15 protein-coding genes are annotated in these 18,834 nt (G+C 34.2%); 7 read left to right on the top strand and 8 right to left on the bottom strand.

Annotation, left to right across the window (positions count from 1 at the left end; genetic code table 11):
• Positions 1–157: 157 nt before the first annotated feature.
• Positions 158–3,454: a carboxypeptidase regulatory-like domain-containing protein gene (locus tag ABYI63_RS10730; RefSeq protein ID WP_372756335.1), complete on the top strand. Its 3,297-nt coding sequence runs from the start codon at positions 158–160 to the stop codon at positions 3,452–3,454.
• Positions 3,455–3,562: 108 nt separating this feature from the next.
• Positions 3,563–4,003, top strand: coding sequence for a hypothetical protein (locus ABYI63_RS10725; RefSeq protein ID WP_372756333.1), 441 nt, complete (start codon positions 3,563–3,565; stop codon positions 4,001–4,003).
• Between the two features lie 59 nt (positions 4,004–4,062).
• Here the strand turns inward: ABYI63_RS10725 and ABYI63_RS10720 are convergent, their stop codons facing one another.
• Positions 4,063–5,112 carry an endonuclease/exonuclease/phosphatase family protein gene (locus tag ABYI63_RS10720; RefSeq protein WP_372756331.1) on the bottom strand — a complete coding sequence of 350 codons (1,050 nt, stop codon included), beginning with the start codon at positions 5,110–5,112 and terminating at the stop codon, positions 4,063–4,065.
• 114 nt (positions 5,113–5,226) lie between these two features.
• Here ABYI63_RS10720 and ABYI63_RS10715 point away from each other — a divergent pair, with 114 nt between their 5' ends.
• From ABYI63_RS10715 to ABYI63_RS10705, 3 genes are all read left to right on the top strand, one after another.
• Positions 5,227–8,040, top strand: coding sequence for a carboxypeptidase regulatory-like domain-containing protein (locus ABYI63_RS10715; protein WP_372756329.1), 2,814 nt, complete (start codon positions 5,227–5,229; stop codon positions 8,038–8,040).
• Positions 8,041–8,050: 10 nt separating this feature from the next.
• Complete coding sequence (locus ABYI63_RS10710) at positions 8,051–9,487, top strand: DUF5689 domain-containing protein (RefSeq protein ID WP_372756327.1); 1,437 nt, start codon at positions 8,051–8,053, stop codon at positions 9,485–9,487.
• An 80-nt stretch (positions 9,488–9,567) separates the two neighbouring features.
• Complete coding sequence (locus ABYI63_RS10705) at positions 9,568–9,945, top strand: hypothetical protein (protein WP_372756325.1); 378 nt, start codon at positions 9,568–9,570, stop codon at positions 9,943–9,945.
• Here the strand turns inward: ABYI63_RS10705 and ABYI63_RS10700 are convergent, their stop codons facing one another.
• The gene (locus ABYI63_RS10700) at positions 9,946–10,914 is read right to left on the bottom strand and encodes an endonuclease (protein WP_372756323.1); all 969 of its coding nucleotides are present in this window, start codon (positions 10,912–10,914) and stop codon (positions 9,946–9,948) included. It lies immediately after the preceding gene.
• A 75-nt stretch (positions 10,915–10,989) separates the two neighbouring features.
• Here ABYI63_RS10700 and hflX point away from each other — a divergent pair, with 75 nt between their 5' ends.
• Together hflX and ABYI63_RS10690 are read left to right on the top strand one after the other, a co-directional pair.
• Entirely contained in the window at positions 10,990–12,204 is a 1,215-nt protein-coding gene (gene hflX, locus ABYI63_RS10695) for a GTPase HflX (protein WP_372756321.1), read from the top strand.
• A gap of 12 nt (positions 12,205–12,216) precedes the next feature.
• The gene (locus ABYI63_RS10690) at positions 12,217–14,475 is read left to right on the top strand and encodes a transglycosylase domain-containing protein (protein WP_372756319.1); all 2,259 of its coding nucleotides are present in this window, start codon (positions 12,217–12,219) and stop codon (positions 14,473–14,475) included.
• Positions 14,476–14,530: 55 nt separating this feature from the next.
• Here the strand turns inward: ABYI63_RS10690 and ABYI63_RS10685 are convergent, their stop codons facing one another.
• The 6 genes from ABYI63_RS10685 to ABYI63_RS10660 form a co-directional block, all read right to left on the bottom strand.
• Complete coding sequence (locus tag ABYI63_RS10685) at positions 14,531–15,475, bottom strand: DUF3078 domain-containing protein (protein ID WP_372756317.1); 945 nt, start codon at positions 15,473–15,475, stop codon at positions 14,531–14,533.
• Positions 15,476–15,585: 110 nt separating this feature from the next.
• Complete coding sequence (locus ABYI63_RS10680; RefSeq protein ID WP_372756315.1) at positions 15,586–16,092, bottom strand: DUF2480 family protein; 507 nt, start codon at positions 16,090–16,092, stop codon at positions 15,586–15,588.
• Between the two features lie 61 nt (positions 16,093–16,153).
• Entirely contained in the window at positions 16,154–16,477 is a 324-nt protein-coding gene (locus ABYI63_RS10675) for a DUF59 domain-containing protein (protein WP_372756313.1), read from the bottom strand.
• Positions 16,478–16,551: 74 nt separating this feature from the next.
• Complete coding sequence (locus ABYI63_RS10670; protein ID WP_372756310.1) at positions 16,552–16,974, bottom strand: SufE family protein; 423 nt, start codon at positions 16,972–16,974, stop codon at positions 16,552–16,554.
• A gap of 130 nt (positions 16,975–17,104) precedes the next feature.
• Positions 17,105–17,533, bottom strand: a complete 429-nt coding sequence (locus tag ABYI63_RS10665; protein WP_372756308.1) for a hypothetical protein — start codon at positions 17,531–17,533, stop codon at positions 17,105–17,107.
• A 76-nt stretch (positions 17,534–17,609) separates the two neighbouring features.
• Positions 17,610–18,686, bottom strand: coding sequence for a zinc metalloprotease (locus ABYI63_RS10660; RefSeq protein WP_372756306.1), 1,077 nt, complete (start codon positions 18,684–18,686; stop codon positions 17,610–17,612).
• Positions 18,687–18,834 lie beyond the last annotated feature (148 nt).

Genomic DNA, 18,834 nt, shown 5'->3' with positions numbered 1-18,834 from the left:
GTATCAAAATATATTCTTAAAAAAAGCATTTATATGAAAAATATAGATGCTTTTTTGTTGATATGCTAAGAATATGATATGTTAACAATTAGTTAATAATCGATTAGTTTTATTACGTAATTTTGCAGCGACTAATTCATTTAATTAATCTTTTATTATGAAAAAAATTTCTCAATTTTTATTGATGGTTGTAGCATTATTATGTACTACAGTCATGATGGCTCAAGTAACTTCGTCCAGTATGAATGGTCGAGTTACAGATTCTGCAGGACCTGTAATGGGTGCTACAGTAATTGCTACCCACACCCCTTCAGGTACTACTTACGGGAGTATTACGAATGGTGAAGGTCGTTTTAACCTTCCAGGTATGCGTGTTGGAGGACCCTATAGTGTAGAGGTGTCTTACATTGGATATGGAAAAAACGTAACCAATGAAATTATGATCAGACTGGGAGCAGCTTATGTTCATAATGTTGTTTTAACTGAAGAAAATGTTTCTTTAGATCAAGTTGTAATTTCAGCCAAAAGAACAAAGTTCTCGGCAGATAAAACGGGTGCAACTACCAACATTTCTAATGTAGAAATGACTGCTATGCCAACCATTAATAGAAGTATTACTGATATTGCTCGTATTTCTCCGTATGCCAACGGGATGAGTATTGCGGGGGGTGATGGTCGATCAACAAACTTTACAATAGATGGAGCAAATTTTAATAACAACTTCGGATTGAGTTCAAGCTTGCCAGGTGGTGGAAGCCCAATTTCATTAGATGCTATCGAAGAGGTTCAAGTAGTAATTGCGCCTTTTGATGTACGTCAAACAAACTTTATTGGAGGTGGTATTAACGCAATAACTAAATCTGGTACTAATAAATTTAAAGGTTCTGCTTATACCTACTACACTAATCAAGAGATGAGAGGTAATAGAATTGGTGACACTGATTTTGGTGTGCGACCAGAAGAATCAACTAAAACCTATGGTGCAACTTTTGGTGGACCTATAATTAAGAATAAATTATTCTTTTTTGTTAATGCAGAATCTATAGTAAAACCAGGCCAAGTAGTTACTTGGAGGCCTTCTGAAGATGGTGTTGCTAACCTAGATTTATCGCTTTCACGTACAAGTATTGCTGATATGGAGTTAGTAAGACAGCATTTAATTGATAATTATGATTATGATCCAGGATCATATAGCGATTATCCTGCTGATGAAACTAACAAAAAACTTCTTGTTCGTGTAGATTGGAATATTAACGATGCAAACAAATTGAGTGTTCGTTATAACCATACAAAAAATCAAGGATGGAATGCTACAAATGGAAACTCTACAGATGCAGGTTTCCGTAACAGAACAATGGATCGTATTTCACAATACTCTATGGCTTTCTCTAACTCTACCTATTCAATGGATAATATTGTAAATTCATTGTCGTTAGATTTAAACACCAGATTCTCAGATAAGCTTTCAAATCAATTCCTTGTTACTTATTCTAAAATTCAAGATGCTCGTGGATCTGATTCTTCTCCTTTCCCATTTATTGATATTATGAACGGGGTTACAGATACAGGAAACCAAATTCTTGAGCCTTATATCTCTGCGGGTTATGAGCTTTTTACTTGGAATAATGCTGTTAATAATAACACATTCACTGCGATAGATAATTTAACTTATTATTTAGATAGTCATAAAATTACTGGAGGTATCAGTTTTGAACACCAATTAGCAAATAACTCATATATGAGAAATGGTACGGGTTATTACCGCTATGCTAGTCTTGATGATTTCTTAAATCAAGCTGCTCCAAGAGATTTTGCTCTAACTTACGGTTACGACGGCGAATTAAATCCTACTGCCGAGGTTGCTTTCAATCAGTTTGGAGTTTATGCTCAAGATGAATGGAATATAAATCCGAATTTTAAATTATCGTATGGTATTCGTGCAGATTATTTAAAGTATGAAGATAATTTAATTAGAAATAATGCAATTTATGCATTAGACTTTGGTGGAAGAAATATCGATACAGGTAAATGGCCAGATGCAAATGTTCAAGTGTCTCCAAGAGTTGGTTTCACATGGGATATAAAAGGAGACCAATCTATGAAACTTCGTGGAGGTACAGGTATCTTTTCAGGAAGATTGCCACTTGTGTTTTTCACTAACATGCCAACTAACTCTGGTATGGTTCAAGGAAGTTATGCCGCTACTACTACTTATAATTCTAATGGTTCTGTAAATGTAGCAAACCCTGCCTTAGCAAGTTTAGCTGGACCAATGATTACGGATGTAAATGAAATGATTTCTAGATTGAATTTACCAAATACTATTACGCCTGAAGATGGTGTTTTACCACGTGATGTAAATGGTGTTGATCCAAATTTCAAAATGCCACAAGTGTGGAAAACTTCATTAGCATTTGATTATCAAGTGCCAGTTTCATTCCCATTATCGGTAACTTTAGAAAGCATGTACACTAAAAATATTAATGGTGTAATGCTTAAAAATTATAACTTAGAACAACCAGATGCTACATGGCAACGTTTTTCTGGTGCTGATGACAGATACATCTATCCAGGTAGTACTACAACTAGTAGTTCTATTACTTATACTGCGAATCAAGCATATGTATTATCAAATACTAGCCAAGGTTGGGGAACTATAAATAACATTACAGTTAATGCAGAGCCTATTGAAGATTTAAGATTAATGGCAGCTTATACGCATACGGAATCTCAAGAGATATCAGGTATGCCAGGTAGTAATGCAGCTTCTGCATACACAGGATTAGTTACGGTTAATGGTCCACATTTGCCAGAACTTCAACGTTCACAATATGTTGTGCCACACAAAGTTATTGGATCTGCTTCCTTTAAACTTCCATGGTCAAATAACACATTAAAATCAGCTACATTTATTAATTTATTTTATTCTGGATATTCTCCAAACGGATATAGCTTTACTTATTCAAATGATATGAATGGTGATGGTATTGCTGCAGATTTAATTTATATCCCTAAAGAAAGAGGTGAAATTAATTTTACAACAACTGCTGATGAAGATGCTTTCTTTAACTTTATGGAGCAAGATAGTTACCTGAAAGCTAATAAAGGTAAATATGCTGAAGCAAACGCTGCACGTAGCCCTTGGGTTCATAATTTTGACTTAAGATTATTACGTGAATACTATATTAAAGTTGGTGATTCTAAAAATACTTTACAATTTAGTTTAGATTTTATTAACGTTGGTAATATTATTGACTCTGAATGGGGTATCGCTAAAAACAACAACGTATCAAACAATGGTAAGATTCTAACTTATGCAGGTAGAGATGCTAATAATGTGCCATCTTTCTCTTTTGCAAGAAGTGGAGGAGAATATCTTACTGAAACTTATGATTATAACTATTTTTATGGTCAAACTTGGAAACTTCAAGTTGGTGTGAAATATTCTTTCTAAGACTATTAAAGTTAAACAAATATTTAAAACCGCTTCAATTCAATTTGAAGCGGTTTTTTTATTCTTTTAATTATTACATTTGTAATCATAAATTTAAAACCTATTTTCATGTATAAAACGATATTAAATCTTCATTCCTATTGGGCTTACCTTGTGCTTTTAGTTCTAATTGTTGCAGTAGCAAATGCATTGATCAAAGTTTTTGCTGATAAAGAGTATGAAGCTAAAGATTTTAGAATATCCCTATTTACTTTAATTGTTTCTCACATTCAATTACTAATTGGTTTAATATTGTATTTTGTATCTCCTAGATTTGAATTATGGGCAGAGATGGGCGGTGAAGTTATGAAAAACTCAATGGCTCGTTTGTATTTAGTGGAGCATCCGTTTGTTAATATTTTAGCTGTGGCATTAATTACTATTGGCTATTCAAAACATAAAAAGAAGTTAACTTCACAGGGGAAACTAAAACCAATTGCTATATTTTATACTATCGCATTGGTGCTATTTTTATCTAGAATACCTTGGAGTACCTGGATTAACCTATAATTAATTCTAAAGCAGTCGAGAACTTATTACAAAGTTTTGGACTGCTTTATTAACAAAGATTAGTGTTCCACTTCCTTAATAACGTAAACATATACAGGAAAATGATCGCTAAATCCATCTGTAAAACCTCCATTACCCCAACTGCGTTTTGGGTATCCTTTGTAAGGTCCAGAGTTTTCTATTAAATAATTTTTGTTGTACACACCAGCTTTGTAAAACTGAAACGACGAATACGTTTTTTCCAGTAATGGTTTTGTAATCATTATTTGGTCAAATAAGCTCCAAGAATCTCTAAAAGCTGTTGTTCCTAATCCATCCTTGTAAAAATTTTCAAAAGGGTTATAAATGCCCTTAAACCCAACGTCATCTTTATTGTTTTGGGTTTTTAAAACCTTTTTAATACTTACATTATTCGGATTGTCATTTAAATCACCTAAAATAAATATTTTGGCATAAGGGTCAATAATTTGAAGCGAGTCCACCAAACGTTTACTTAATTTGGCGGCCGCTATCCTGTTTGGTTTGCTTTTAGCTTCACCACCGCTTCTAGAAGGCCAATGGTTCACCATAATATGAATAGGGTCGCCTTCCAACTCGCCACTAACCAATAACTGATCTCGAGTATAAATACGTTTGTTAGTGCCAGTATCATAAATCTTTAATTCATGGGAACTCGTGGCAGTAGGGGTAAATACTCTTTTTTGGTATAACAGGGCCACATCTATGCCTCTATTGTCTGGGGAATGGTAATGTACAATGCCGTAATTTTTATCTCTTAATAAGCTGTCGTTTATAATATCTTCCAATACTTCTCTATTTTCAACTTCGCAAACGCCTATAATTGCAGGTGAATTATGTGTATCTTCCATTCCAATATCTGCCAATACTCGTGCCATATTTTTTACTTTCTTTTTATATATGGCTTCACGATTGGCGCTTATTTCCATAATGGGGCTTGCCTCATCAAATTTGCTAGGGTCGTCTATGGCATCAAACAAGTTTTCTAAATTATAAAAAGCGATGGTATGAATTTTATAATTTTTTTTCTCTTGCCCGCTCGCAAAAAAGCCCACAAGTAATGTTAAAATAAGCAGCTTTACAGGTCTCATAAATAGTGAAATAGTGGGTGATAAATATTTTTTTATAAAGTTTAAATCAAATGTAAATATTTAAAATAAATGAATTACATTTAATTTTATTGTAGGGTAATTACAAGATAAAGAATGGAAAAAAGATTACGCGCCACTTTGATTGTTCTCTTTTCGGTTGTTTCCGTATTCTCACAACAAACTATTATAAGTGGCAGTGTGAAAGACGGTGCCTCTTTTGAACCTATTGAAGGAGTTAGGGTAGAAATAGAAGCAGGTAATCTAAGCGTTCAAACAAACGCAAATGGCACTTTTATTTTTTCTAAAAATGTACCCTTAGGAGAACAAATGTTGCGGATATCCAAAGAAGGTTACATCACAAAGCGGTATCCCATAATTGTAAATGCAAATGAAACGGTTGATATATCCGACATGACTTTGGAGTTTGATGTATCCAGCACTCAAGATTTGTTTACCATTGCGCTAGCAGATGATGAGTTGGATAGCGATGCTAGTGGGTCGGATAATATTTCTGGACTTTTATCATCTTCTTTAGATGTTTTTCAGCGTACTGCTGCTTTTGAGTTTAGTTCCTCATTTTTTAGAATTAGGGGCTTAGATTCTGAAAATGGTTCGATTCTTATTAATGGCATTGAAATGAATAAAATTTACAATGGAAGGCCGCAGTGGAGTAATTGGGGAGGCTTGAATGATGTTTTACGAAGTCAAGAGTTAGTTTCAGGACTTAAACCTTCTGCATATCATTTTGGAGGTATTTTAGGAACAACCAATATTAATACCACCGCATCAGAGGTAGCTAAAGGTGGGCGTGTTACCTACTCTTCCTCCGATAGAAGTTATACCAACCGCTTAATGGCTACTTATGCTTCCGGACTTATGAAAAACCAGTGGGCTTATACCATTTCCTTAGGAAGACGTTGGGGTAATGAAGGATATCAAGATGCGACCCTTTACGAGTCAAATTCTTTTTTTGTATCCTTAGAAAAACGACTAAATGACAAGCATAGCATCAATTTTACGGGAATATATACGCCGAATAGACGAGGAAAATCTTCTGCAAATACCCAAGAAGTTTACGATTTAAAAGGTATCAAGTATAATGAGTATTGGGGATGGCAAGATGGAAAGAAAAGAAATTCTAGGGAAAAAGAAGTTGAAGAACCTATCTTTATTCTAAACCATTTTTGGAAGGCAAATAGTAAAACGAAATTGAATACTAATATTGCTTATCAATTCGGGGCCTTAACCAACAGTCGAATTGCATTCACAGGAGCTACTAGATTTGTTACTGTCGACGGACAAGAAACCTTTGAAGGCGGTGGACGAAATCCAAGTGCGTCATATTATCAAAAATTACCAAGTTATTTTGAACGAAATTTTCCTGCTGATTTAGAGTTTGCTTACGGAGCTCAACAAGAATTTTTAAACAATGGGCAACTAAATTGGCAATATCTTTATGAAGCCAATAAAATAAATGCGGCACAAGGAAAAAATGCCACTTATATGCTTTATGATGATGTGGTTTTTGATAAACAATTTACCGTTAATTCAATACTTACTTCCGAAATAAATGAGCATGTGTTATTCAATGCTTCGATAAATTATAAAACCCTGCTTTCCGAGAACTACGCACAAGTTAAAGATTTGCTTGGAGGTATTGGTTTTTTGAATGTTGATAGTTTTAACGGTTTTCAATTCGATTTAAAAAATCCAAATAGTATTGCTTTTGAAGGAGATAAATTTTCTTATAACTACAATATGCTTGCGAATGTTTTATCTGGTTTCGCACAAGCCCAATTTAAATTTAATAGGACGGATTTTTATGTATCAACAAGTGTGTCGAATACAAGCCATCAAAGGGAAGGATTGTATCAAAATGAAGCCTTTGCCAATAATTCATTTGGGAAGGGAGAACAATTATCGTTTATTGGTTTAGGAGCCAAGGTTGGTTTAACTTATAGGTTTTCAGGTGTTCATTTGTTCGATTTTAATGCGGGATACATTAGCAAAGCACCATCAATCCAAAACAGTTATACAAACTCCAGATCTAATCATAATATTGTTCCGAATATTACAGAGGAAAAAATTCTATCCCTCGATGCAAGTTACATTTTTAGATCCTCCTTTGTTAATGCTAAACTTACTGGGTATTACACCAATTTAAGAAACGCCAATGAGATTTCTTTTTTCTTTGCCGACGGTATTGGTAGTGTTATTGCTTATACAGGTACACAGCAATCAGGTAATGATACTACCGAGTTTATTCAGGAAATTTTACAAGGCATCAACAAGGAACATTTAGGTTTGGAATTTGGAGTCGATTCTCAAGTAACTACAACTATTAAACTAAAAGCAGTGGCTTCCCTAGGGCAGTTTACTTATGCTAATAACCCAGATTTGTATTTGTCGTCCGATAGGTTTGAAAACATTCATTTGGGAACATCAAAATTAAAAAACTATAAACTAGCTGCTGGTCCCCATGAAGCGTATTCCGTGGGTTTCGAATATCGAGATCCCGAGTATTGGTGGTTTGGAGCTACAGCTAATTTTTTCAATAAAACATACATGGATATTAGTCCTTTAACCCGTACCGATAATTTTTATAAGGATGTAGATGGTTTGCCTATTAGCGATTATGAAGAAAGTATTGCAAAAGCCTTATTAGAGCAGGAACAGTTTAATGATTATATGGTTGTGAATTTGGTTGGTGGTAAATCGTGGCGTGTTAATTCATATTATATCGGGTTTTTTGCAAGTATCAATAATGTATTAAACGAAGTTTATAAAACAGGTGGTTTTGAACAAGGACGGAATGCTAATTACAGAGAGTTGAGAGATGACAATGCCTTAAGCAGACCTGTTTTTGGTGCTAAATATTGGTATGGTCGGGGAGCTACCTATTTTTTAAACATATACCTTAAATTTTAAAATGCATGACATGAAACATATAAATATGATTATAATGTTTTTAGGAGTCTTTATCATGACCTCTTGTATTGAAGATGGTGATTATGGTGTTCCTATCCCAAACCAGTCTGAAAGCATAAGTATCCCAGCCAATAAATTAACAACGTTTAAGGCTTTGCACCAACGTTATCAGCAAGCCGTAAATAATGGAAATCAAATTGCAATTATAGATGCCGATGAGGATATTTATATAGAAGGTTATGTTGTTTCTAGTGATGCTGCTGGAAATTTTTTCGAAAAACTTGTTATTCAAAACAAAATAGATGATAGCAACCCTGATAACGATCCCAGATTAGGAATTCGGCTGGATATAAACGTGAGTAGCCTGTCGGATACTTACGAAATAGGTAGAAAAGTGTACGTTAAATTAGCCGGATTAACTATTGGAAATTCCAATGGCGTTTTAACATTGGGTAAAGGAGAAGATCAGAATATAGAGCAAATACAAGAATTTGAATACAGAAACATTGTTTTAAGAACTTCGGAAGTCGTTAACATTACTCCAAAAACAGTTACTTTAGCAAATTTAACCGAGGCTGATAAAAATACACTTATTAAGCTAGAGAATATGCAATTGAATAGGTTTCAGTTAGGGAACACATTTTCAAGTGAGTCAATTGATGAATTCGATGGGTTTCGATTGTTAGAAAATTGCGAATCAGGCTTTTCCATTTTTATGCAAACTAGCACTTATGCCGACTTTAAATCCTTGATAGTGCCTCAAAATAAGGGGAATGTCACCGGTATATTTAGTAGAGATTATGGCGACGATTTTGATGTTTTAATTTTGAATAGTGCCACCAATATTGTTTTTGATAATTCGCAACGATGCGATCCGTTAGAATTAAATTGTGGGTTAGCTACAACTTACGGTACCACGAACTTATTTAAAGACGATTTTGAAACGCAAGTAAATAATAGAGTAATAACTGGTAATGGTTGGACTAATTATGTTGAAAAAGGAACGAAATCCTGGGAAGCCTATTCTTCTACATCTACCAATGCTTCTTTAGGGCGTTCAGCCAGGTTTCAATCCGCTAGTTCTGGTGATGCTAGCAATATTGGCTGGCTCATTACACCAGCAATTAACTTATCAGGAAAGCATGGTGTTACCTTACGATTTAAAACCTCTAATAGTTTAGCCGATAGTAGTTTTTTAGAGGTTTTGTATTCATTAAACTGGGATGGTACTGTAGCGAATATTAAGTCCGCAACTTGGGGGGTGCTATCTGCTGCTTATGTTGTAAAAGATACCGATTCATTTGTGCCTTGGTTTAGCTCCGGAAACGTAGATTTATCTTGCGCCACTGGAACCATTCATATCGCTTTTAAGTATACTGGAAGTGGACAAACTAATTTTGATGGTGTTTATGAATTGGATGATGTTAGTATTGACTATGTGCCTTAAAAATTGAATAGAAATCTAATTGCTTTTTGTTTATAATTAATGTAATCAGGAAATATAAACGAATGACTTACATTTGCAGCATGAACACCTTCGATACCCTATTTTACAGCATATTTGTTTTTTTGAAACCCAAATACAAACAAAAATCCAACAGCCTTGCTATTGCTTATATTTCGGTATTGCAATGTGCTTTATTATTACTTTTAGGTGTGTTCTTTGCTAAGTTTTTCAATCAAATGAATATGAGTACCATGAGCTCAGATAAAGCTTGGACACTTTTCGCTTTGGTTTCAGTATTTCTATATTTTAAAAACTGGATGCAATACACTGGTAAGCGCCGCATGATGATTAATGCCAAAATGAACAAAAAAGTAAAACCTCAATATAACATCTGGTTGCTTTTACTGTTGCCAATAAGCGTTTTAATATTGGCTATTATTCTTTTTCAAGCAGCTTAATCACTTCTTAAAAATAACATATACTGGAAAGTGGTCGCTATAACCACCTTGATATTTTGTACCTAAATAAGTTCTAAACGGGGAGCCTTTATATTTTCCTTTAAAGAGTTTTAAGAAATTTTCGTCAAAAATATTGGCGGATTTAAACTCTAATTTATTTGGCCTGGTGTTAAAAAAGTTTGTAGAAAATATAATTTGGTCGAATAAATTCCACTGTCTGTTATGCATGGTGGAGCCTCTACTAAAGGATCGAAGAGTATTCATTGGGTTATATAGGTTAGATTTGTTTACCAAATTTTTTATACTATTGTTTGAAGGGTCATCGTTAAAATCGCCCATAACAATTATTTTAGCCTCAGGATTTTCTAATCTTAAATTAGTAATAATCTCGTTTACTTTATCCGAAGAAAGTAAACGCTTTGGTTCAGTTTCTTTTTCGCCTTCACGTCTGGACGACCAATGGTTTACAATCACATGAATGGCTTCACCATCTAAAAAGCCAGAAACCCATAAAATGTCTCTGGTATAATCGGGCAAGCCAGCCTCATTTTCTAAATAAATTCTAAACACTTCCGAATGGCTAACATCAAAAGCGGTTGTGTCGTAAATTAAAGCAACATCGATGCCACGTTCATCTAAAGAATCGTAATGTACATAACTGTAATTACAGTTTTTTAAATGGCTAATTTTTATTAAATCTTGAATGTTTTTTGCGTTTTCAACTTCGGCTATTCCAACAATTGCAGGATGTTTACCAGTTTCTTTTTTTCCTATGTTGGAAATGGCAAAACTTAACTTATGAAGTTTATTTTCGTAACGCTTCGGAGTCCATTTTTTTATAGCGATGGGTAGGAAGTCGTTATCGTAAGTTCGGGAATCATCGTAATAATCGAATAAGTTTTCAAGATTGTAAAAAGCAATAGTTTGTAAATCGTGTCGTACAGACTTTTCTTCAGAAAATTCACTCATAAATCAAAATAAACACTAAAAATATAAAAATTAAAGTGGATGCAATTATGTAACTTTGCATATTACGTTTATTTTATGTTAGAAAAGAAAGATATTACTTTAGAAAAAGCCGTTTTAATAGGCGTTATTACTAAAGAGCAGGACGAAGTTAAATCTCAAGAGTATTTAGATGAACTTGAGTTTTTAACTTATACGGCAGGTGGCGAGGTAGTAAAACGTTTTACACAAAAAATGGAGAGACCGGATCCTAGAACTTTTATTGGTACTGGGAAGATAGAAGATGTTCGTAAATATATTGAGGAACATGAGGTAGGTACTGCCATTTTTGATGACGAATTATCCTCAGCTCAGGAACGCAATATTAGTAAAATACTTAATTGCAAGGTGTTAGATAGAACCAATTTAATACTCGATATTTTTGCACAGCGTGCCCAAACTAGTTATGCTAGAACTCAGGTGGAATTGGCACAATGTGAGTATTTGTTACCACGATTACGAGGTATGTGGACGCATCTTGAACGCCAAAAAGGGGGTATAGGTATGCGCGGACCTGGTGAAACAGAAATTGAAACGGATAGACGTATTGTTCGTGATAAAATTTCCTTATTAAAAGAAAAATTAAAAACGATTGATAAGCAAATGTCCGTGCAACGTGGAAATCGTGGGGCAATGGTTCGTGTAGCTTTAGTAGGCTATACGAATGTAGGAAAATCGACTTTAATGAATGTAATAAGTAAGAGTGATGTGTTTGCTGAAAATAAGCTGTTCGCCACTTTAGATACTACAGTGAGAAAAGTAGTGATTCAAAATTTACCATTTTTATTAAGTGATACCGTTGGGTTTATAAGAAAACTACCTACGCAATTGGTTGAAAGTTTTAAAGGTACCCTAGATGAAGTTCGCGAAGCGGATTTACTGTTGCATGTGGTTGATATCTCACATCCTAATTTTGAAGAGCATATCGAGTCTGTAAATAAAATTTTAGGTGAAATTAAAAGCTCAGACAAGCCAACTATTATGGTGTTTAATAAAATTGATGCCTATAAAGCCGAACCGTTGGATGATGATGATTTAGAGACCGAACGCAGCTCGAAGCATAACTCGCTAAGTGAATGGAAAAGCACTTGGATGGGAAAAGTTGGAAAAAATAATGCGTTGTTTATTTCTGCATTAAATAAAGAAAATTTAGAAGATTTTAAAAAGCGTGTTTACGATGAGGTTCGTGAAATTCACGTAACACGTTTTCCATATAATAAATTTTTGTACCCAGACTACGAAGATATGAACTAGATAAAATCAAATATGGCGCTAATAAAAGGTTTACTGAAAAATAAATGGATAAAATTAGGGCTTATAGGTTTTGCGGCCGTCTTAATTTTTTTTGTTGGACTCTACATTAGCATCTATTTAGGTGTTTTTGGGAAAGTACCAACAAGCACCGAGTTAAGCTTCATTAAGCAAGAAGAAGCAACTCAGGTTTTAGATACTAATGGAGAATTAATAGGCAAATATTATATTTATGATAGGCAGCCGTTGCAATTTGAAGATTTTCCAAAGCACCTTATTGATGCACTAGTTGCTACCGAAGATGTACGCTTTTTTGAGCATGATGGTATTGATAATGTGAGCCTAATGCGTGTTTTTGTGAAAAGCATTTTACTTCGAGATAAATCGGCAGGCGGGGGAAGTACAATAACTTTACAACTTGCTAAAAATCTGTATGGAAGAAATAATTATCGGTTTTTCAGTATGGTTATCAATAAGTTTCGGGAAGCGATTATAGCCAAACGGATAGAAACCATTTACTCTAAGCATGAGATTCTTACCATGTATCTTAACACCGTTCCTTTTTCTGATAATACGTATGGTATTGAAAGTGCAGCACGTAAATTTTTTGATAAACCAGCATTTCAGCTAACAAAAGATGAGGCCGCAACCTTAGTAGGCTCTTTAAAAGCGAACAATTATTATAACCCAAGATTGAATCCGGAGCGAAGTGTGAGCAGACGTAATGTCGTGCTTAATCAAATGGTGAAGTATGGAAACATGCCGCAAGATTCGGCGGATTTTTATGCTAAGAAACCATTGGGGATGGTTTATAAATCTTACAATCATGATGTAGGTGTTGCTCCTTATTTCAGAGCGCAAGTTAAAAAGGAGTTGGCTGTTATTTTAGACTCTATTAAAAACCCCAATGGTGATCGTTACGATTTATATCGGGATGGGTTGATAGTGCATACGACCTTAGATGTTGGAATGCAACAACTGGCAGAGGAAGCCATGAAAGAACACCTTACGACTTTACAAAACGATTTTGAAGCATCCTATGGAAATTATGCCCCATGGCGTACCAATAAAAAACTAATTGAAGCGTCGTTGAAAAAGACATCTCAATATAAGAAGTTTAAAGTAGCAGGGTTATCTGAGTCGCAAATTCAAGATTCGCTTGCTGTAAAACAAAATGTAGAGTTGTTTCAATGGAAAGGGGACACCATAATAAAAATGAGTGTTTTAGATAGTTTACAGCATTACTTGAAATTTTTGAATACGGGTATGCTAAGCATCGAACCCAAAACAGGCGCTATAAGAACTTATATTGGCGGCATTGATTATCGTTTTTTTAAATATGATCACGTATCACAAAGTGAACGACAAGTAGGTTCCACCTTTAAGCCTTTTGTTTATACGGCAGCTATTGAAAATGGCATGAAACCTTGTACCTATTTTTCTTTAGCAGAAGTAACTTATAGTAATTATGATGATTGGACGCCATCAAATTCTGGAGGAGAAGACGAAGATCCATATATCAACTATAACCTTGAAATGGCACTTAGTAATTCGGTAAATACCATCGCCGTTAAGGTGTTAAATGAAGTCGGGATTCCTAATGTTTTGGAACAAGCTAAGAAGTTAGGTATTAAAAAGGAGTTGCCTAATTTGCCGTCCATAGCTTTAGGAGTTGCCGAAATTAATTTGAAAGAACTTACAGGTGCTTATGCTAGTTATGTGAATGACAGCAAACCAGTGAAGCCATTTTGCATCACAAAAATAACAGATAGAAATGGTAAGGTTATAGCTTCTTTTAAATCAAAGGAAACCGAAGCTGCTTTTAATGATTATACCAGGCAAGTGATGTTAGAAATCATGAAATCAACTATAAACTCGGGTACCGCTTCTAGATTACGAACAGCTTACGGTTTAACAAATGATATAGCAGGAAAAACTGGAACCACTCAAGACAATAAAGATGGTTGGTTTGTTGGAATAACACCAAATTTGGTAACTGTTACCTGGGTAGGAAATGATAATCAGTCTATACCTTTTAAAACGACAGGGTTAGGGCAAGGAGCGAATTCTGCTTTGCCAATTTTTGCAAAATTTTATACAAAATTAAATAAAGATAGTCAATATAACAGCATCACGAAAAGTCGGTTTGAAACTACTTCTAGTCAGGTGATTTCCGATTTAGACTGTAGTCCAGAAAAGCGTGATGGTTTTTTCAAGAGAATATTCAGCAGCAAAAAGAAAGAGCGGAAATTCAAAGGAAATAAAGACAGGTAAAACAAAAACGCACATCAATCGATGTGCGTTTCATGTATAATTATAGGCTTAGTTATTAGAATTTATAACTTAAACCAATAGTATAATATGTCTGTAATTTATTATCTACATTATCAAAAGTAGGTTCTGTTTCTGCCGGAACGGCTAATGGGTCATAATTAGCCAAAGCGTAGTTTAATGCTTCTTGTTTGTTGCTTCTCAATCCAAAATCAAACCCAACACCAATCATTTTCCATAAGGTATACCCAAAAGAGTTGGTCCAGGTAAGGTTTGATAAATCGCCATTTTTATAACTTTGGAAGGTTGATAAGTTCGTTTTAAAATTAACAGCACCAATTTGTCTTGTGTAATCAGCAACAATTTTTGCGCCTAAAGATGATTCAAAAATTGTTTCGTTATCAGCAAATACAAAGTTGTAGTTTAAAGGATGAATAACCACTATTAAGTTTTTAATTGGAGTCCATGTTGCTCCAACCCCTAAATCTAAATATCCAGGGTCATTAAAGTTATCTAAAAGCGTAGTTCTGTATTCCATTAAGGCAGATGCAGCTAAACTTTTTGTAATATTCCTTCCATATAAAGACGAAATGTTAAAAACATCAGTAGTAGGCTTAAAACTGTCATCATCTGTAGGGTTGTCTTTATCGTCTAATTTCACCCAGTTTAAATTTGTGCTTAAAGAGTTTCTCCAAAAGAATTTATCTTCAATTAAATTAGCATAGGCATTTAAAGTAAATCCAATGTTACCAGAGTTATTGTTTGGTGTGCTTTGAGAATACCAATTACTGAAATTGGATAAACTTCCACCTATAGTACCAAAAGCACCTTTTCTCCAACCTGGTAAGGCGTCTATTTTTGCTTGTAAAGCTTTTGCTTCGGCTTGTAAAGCATTAGCGGCAGCTTGTTTTTCTTTCTTCTGCGCTTCTAGTTCTTCTTTAGTTTGGGCGTTTACGGCTGTTAGACCAATACATAAAGCCAATAATAAAAGGGTTTTTTTCATTTGTTTTGTTTTTATAAAATGAGTGCAAATATAATTAAATTAATAAATGACGTGTTATAATTATTACAAATTTAAACAAGGTGCCTTTAATGGTTAGCTGCTATTAAAAATTATTTCTTTTTGAAAAGTGGTACAGATGAGCATGCCTCACCATACATTATGGATTTAGCAATGGGTTTTAATTTGGAGGCCAACATGATATAGGCATTTTGTGGCACAGGTTTTTTTGAACAGCCCTTAATTATTAAAGGTTTATTGGCAAATTCCGAAACATCTAAGGTGTTTAATACATCTTGATATATTGAAGATTCTAAAGCTTCAAGGTTACCAATAATAGTTTTCTTCGCTATAGATTCTAGTTGTATGCCTATTAGCATATAGGCCCAACCTGGTATTATGGCATCGCTGCTGCATGTTAAGGCTACGTAACAATCTTGATATTGTGTCCAATCAAATTCTGCTACTTGGTTTCTAAAATCTTTTTCACGTAAAACTAAACCTTCCCAAAGCCAATCTTTAATATCCAATAGTACTCTTTTCCCTTTTGGATAGTAATCCTCAAGATTAATGGTTACTAGAGCGCTATTCGCAACGCGATTTATTATTTCGTCTTTCACAAATGTATATTGTTTAGTCGTTTGTTACTTTTGAAAAGTAAAACTTTGGCTAAAAATTGAATTAAAGCATTCCCAATTCTAACTTCGCTTCTTCGCTCATTAAATCTTGGGTCCAAGGTGGATCAAATGTAATTTCAACTTCGGCTGATTTTACTTCGTTTAAAGATTTAACTTTTTCTTCAACTTCCAAGGGTAAGGTTTCTGCAACAGGGCAGTTTGGAGTTGTTAAGGTCATTAAAATTTTCACATCGTAATCTTCATTTACAAAAACATCATAAATCAAACCTAATTCGTAGATGTCTACAGGAATTTCTGGGTCATATATGGTTTTTAAAACGTTTACTATCTTTTCACCTAATTCGGCGGTATCAATTGTGTTGCTCATTTTTTCTAATGTTTAATTGTTGTTAAGGTGTTTATTCGGAACGTATCAACAAATAAACGATTTAACGAATAAACTTATTTTAATTGTGTTTGGTATGCTATAGCATACATTTTAAGTTGTTTTATCATGCTCACTAAGCCATTAGCTCGTGTAGGAGATAAATGCTCTTTTAAACCGATTTTGTCTATAAAACTCATATCAGCATTAATAATATCTTTTGGGTGCTGATTCGAAAACACTCGAATTAAAATTGCAATAATACCTTTTGTGATGATGGCGTCGCTATCGGCTGTAAATTTTATTTTGTCTTCCTGTAAATCCGCATGAACCCAAACTTTACTTTGGCAACCTTTAATAATGTTGCTATCGGTTTTGTATTGTTCGTCAATTAAAGGTAAATCTTTTCCTAAATCAATCATATATTGGTAGCGTTCTTCCCAATCTTCAAACATTGAGAATTCGTCTATTATTTCGTTTTGGATGTCTTCTATACTCACTATAAAAAATTTAAAATTGTCTCCTCGAGCACAGTCGTTAGATTACTAACCATGTGTAATACATAATTAAATCTTGACCGTTTGCGATTTGCTATTAATTTATATTACAAAAATACAACAAGATAATTTGCTATTCAATGTTTTCTGAAATTGATAGCATTTCTTTTACCAGTTGTGCTATTTCTTTTGGAGGGTTTCCATGATCAAAAGTAGGCGTCTCATAGGTTTTTCCTTGGTAGATAATTTTGAAATTTGCCATTGCTGCACCATCAAAAAAACGATTTTCTGATGGTGCTTTTAGGTTTGGGATGTTACTGATATCTATGTCTTTGAGTGTTTTTAAAAGGGTGCTCCAGTCTTCTTTTTTACAAACAGTTATTGTAGGTTCGTTACCTCTTGCAGAAATATAAGAAATGTTTTTTTTTGTTATTTTAATATTTTTAAAGGTCCCTCTTGAAGATGCAGAGTATTCCAATGAAATAGCGTCTTGGTCAATGTTTTCTTGCGCACAACCATTATTTAGGGTAAGAAAGGATAAGATTATTAAAATGAATTTCATAGGTTTAAGTTTGATACACTTAATAATACAAAAAAGACGCCAAAATGGGCGCCTTTTCGTATAAATTTAAAGAAGTTTAATTTGCGGCCATTGCAGCTCGTGCACCACCTGAAGTGAAAAGGGCGCGCATTCTGTTTCGTTGGCCATCGGTAAACATGTACATACATGAATCGTTGGTGTAATCCATGTAATTCATTGTCATATCTGTTGATTTACAATTAACGGTAGGGTAAGATGGACAGCCATAATTAGCGCCATCTGATGAAGGTGTATCTAAAACAAAATCATCCTGATTACATCTACCATCTCCCCAAATATGACGAAGATTTAAATAATGTCCAACTTCATGGGTAGCGGTTCGTCCTAAGTTATAAGGTGCTGCAGAACCTCCAGGTAGGCTGGAATATAATAATACAACACCATCGGTAGCTGAGTTACCTCCAGGAAATTGAGCATAACCTAAAATACCTCCACCAATATTACATACCCATATATTTAAATGCGTTTGTGGAGTAATAGGAGGATAGGCGGCTTTCACCGCATTATTTGTACCCCACGAGGCTGTGCTATTGTTATATCGGTAGGTGCCTGCTAAAGTAAAATTAATGTCGCTGTCTGTTGCGTCATTAATAAAGTTTGATGCACCAGAAGGTAATTGGTTGGTGTTTGCACTATTGAAGTCACTGTTTAAAACATTAATTTGAGATTGTATTTGTGCGTTTGTTACATCGTTGGCATTAGGCAATACAATATGGATATAAACCGGGATATTAATGGTTCCTAAATTATCTTCAATTGGTAGGACATCAATATCTTCTTCCGAATTAGAACCACCTCCATTGCCTCCACCTGCATTGCTAGGTTTTCCTTTGGCATTAATAAATGCTCTCGTATGGTATTCTACATCATACATTTTTTTTTCTAAACCAGGTATTTCACTTAATTGTTTATTTAAAACTTCCATTGTGTAACAGGTGGTGTAGGTCTTTTTTGAATTTACGGATTTGGAAATTAAATTTTCTTGGCTATCCGTATAAACGTAAAAGTCGGTCATATCAACTTGTTGTTCTTGTTGAGTTGTCTCTTTCGAATTGTCACTACATGCCGAAAAAAACAAAGCCAAAGAAACCATGCTTAAAAGTAATTTTTTCATATTATAAATTTATTTGAATTAGCATGCTGAATATATGAAGATTTTTTAACGAATTTAGTTTTTTGCTAATAAAAATGTTAAATTTTAGGCAATATTCATGCTTTTGTTAAATAAATAACAATTTAAAATAAAAATGTAATAGGAATGA

It is taken from the genome of Mariniflexile sp. (assembly GCF_041583155.1).
Taxonomy (GTDB): Bacteria; Bacteroidota; Bacteroidia; order Flavobacteriales; family Flavobacteriaceae; genus Mariniflexile.
This window is presented reverse-complemented; position numbering and strand designations above follow the sequence as displayed.

Bases quoted from the DNA above. Each gene is read 5' to 3' on its own strand.
- ABYI63_RS10705 (WP_372756325.1), top strand. From the start codon at position 9,568: ATGAACACCTTCGATACCCTATTTTACAGCATATTTGTTTTTTTGAAA.
- ABYI63_RS10730 (WP_372756335.1), top strand. From the start codon at position 158: ATGAAAAAAATTTCTCAATTTTTATTGATGGTTGTAGCATTATTATGT.
- ABYI63_RS10685 (WP_372756317.1), bottom strand. From the start codon at position 15,475: ATGAAAAAAACCCTTTTATTATTGGCTTTATGTATTGGTCTAACAGCC.
- ABYI63_RS10725 (WP_372756333.1), top strand. From the start codon at position 3,563: ATGTATAAAACGATATTAAATCTTCATTCCTATTGGGCTTACCTTGTG.
- ABYI63_RS10660 (WP_372756306.1), bottom strand. From the start codon at position 18,686: ATGAAAAAATTACTTTTAAGCATGGTTTCTTTGGCTTTGTTTTTTTCG.
- ABYI63_RS10675 (WP_372756313.1), bottom strand. From the start codon at position 16,477: ATGAGCAACACAATTGATACCGCCGAATTAGGTGAAAAGATAGTAAAC.
- ABYI63_RS10690 (WP_372756319.1), top strand. From the start codon at position 12,217: ATGGCGCTAATAAAAGGTTTACTGAAAAATAAATGGATAAAATTAGGG.
- ABYI63_RS10700 (WP_372756323.1), bottom strand. From the start codon at position 10,914: ATGAGTGAATTTTCTGAAGAAAAGTCTGTACGACACGATTTACAAACT.
- hflX (WP_372756321.1), top strand. From the start codon at position 10,990: ATGTTAGAAAAGAAAGATATTACTTTAGAAAAAGCCGTTTTAATAGGC.
- ABYI63_RS10665 (WP_372756308.1), bottom strand. From the start codon at position 17,533: ATGAAATTCATTTTAATAATCTTATCCTTTCTTACCCTAAATAATGGT.
- ABYI63_RS10710 (WP_372756327.1), top strand. From the start codon at position 8,051: ATGAAACATATAAATATGATTATAATGTTTTTAGGAGTCTTTATCATG.
- ABYI63_RS10715 (WP_372756329.1), top strand. From the start codon at position 5,227: ATGGAAAAAAGATTACGCGCCACTTTGATTGTTCTCTTTTCGGTTGTT.
- ABYI63_RS10720 (WP_372756331.1), bottom strand. From the start codon at position 5,112: ATGAGACCTGTAAAGCTGCTTATTTTAACATTACTTGTGGGCTTTTTT.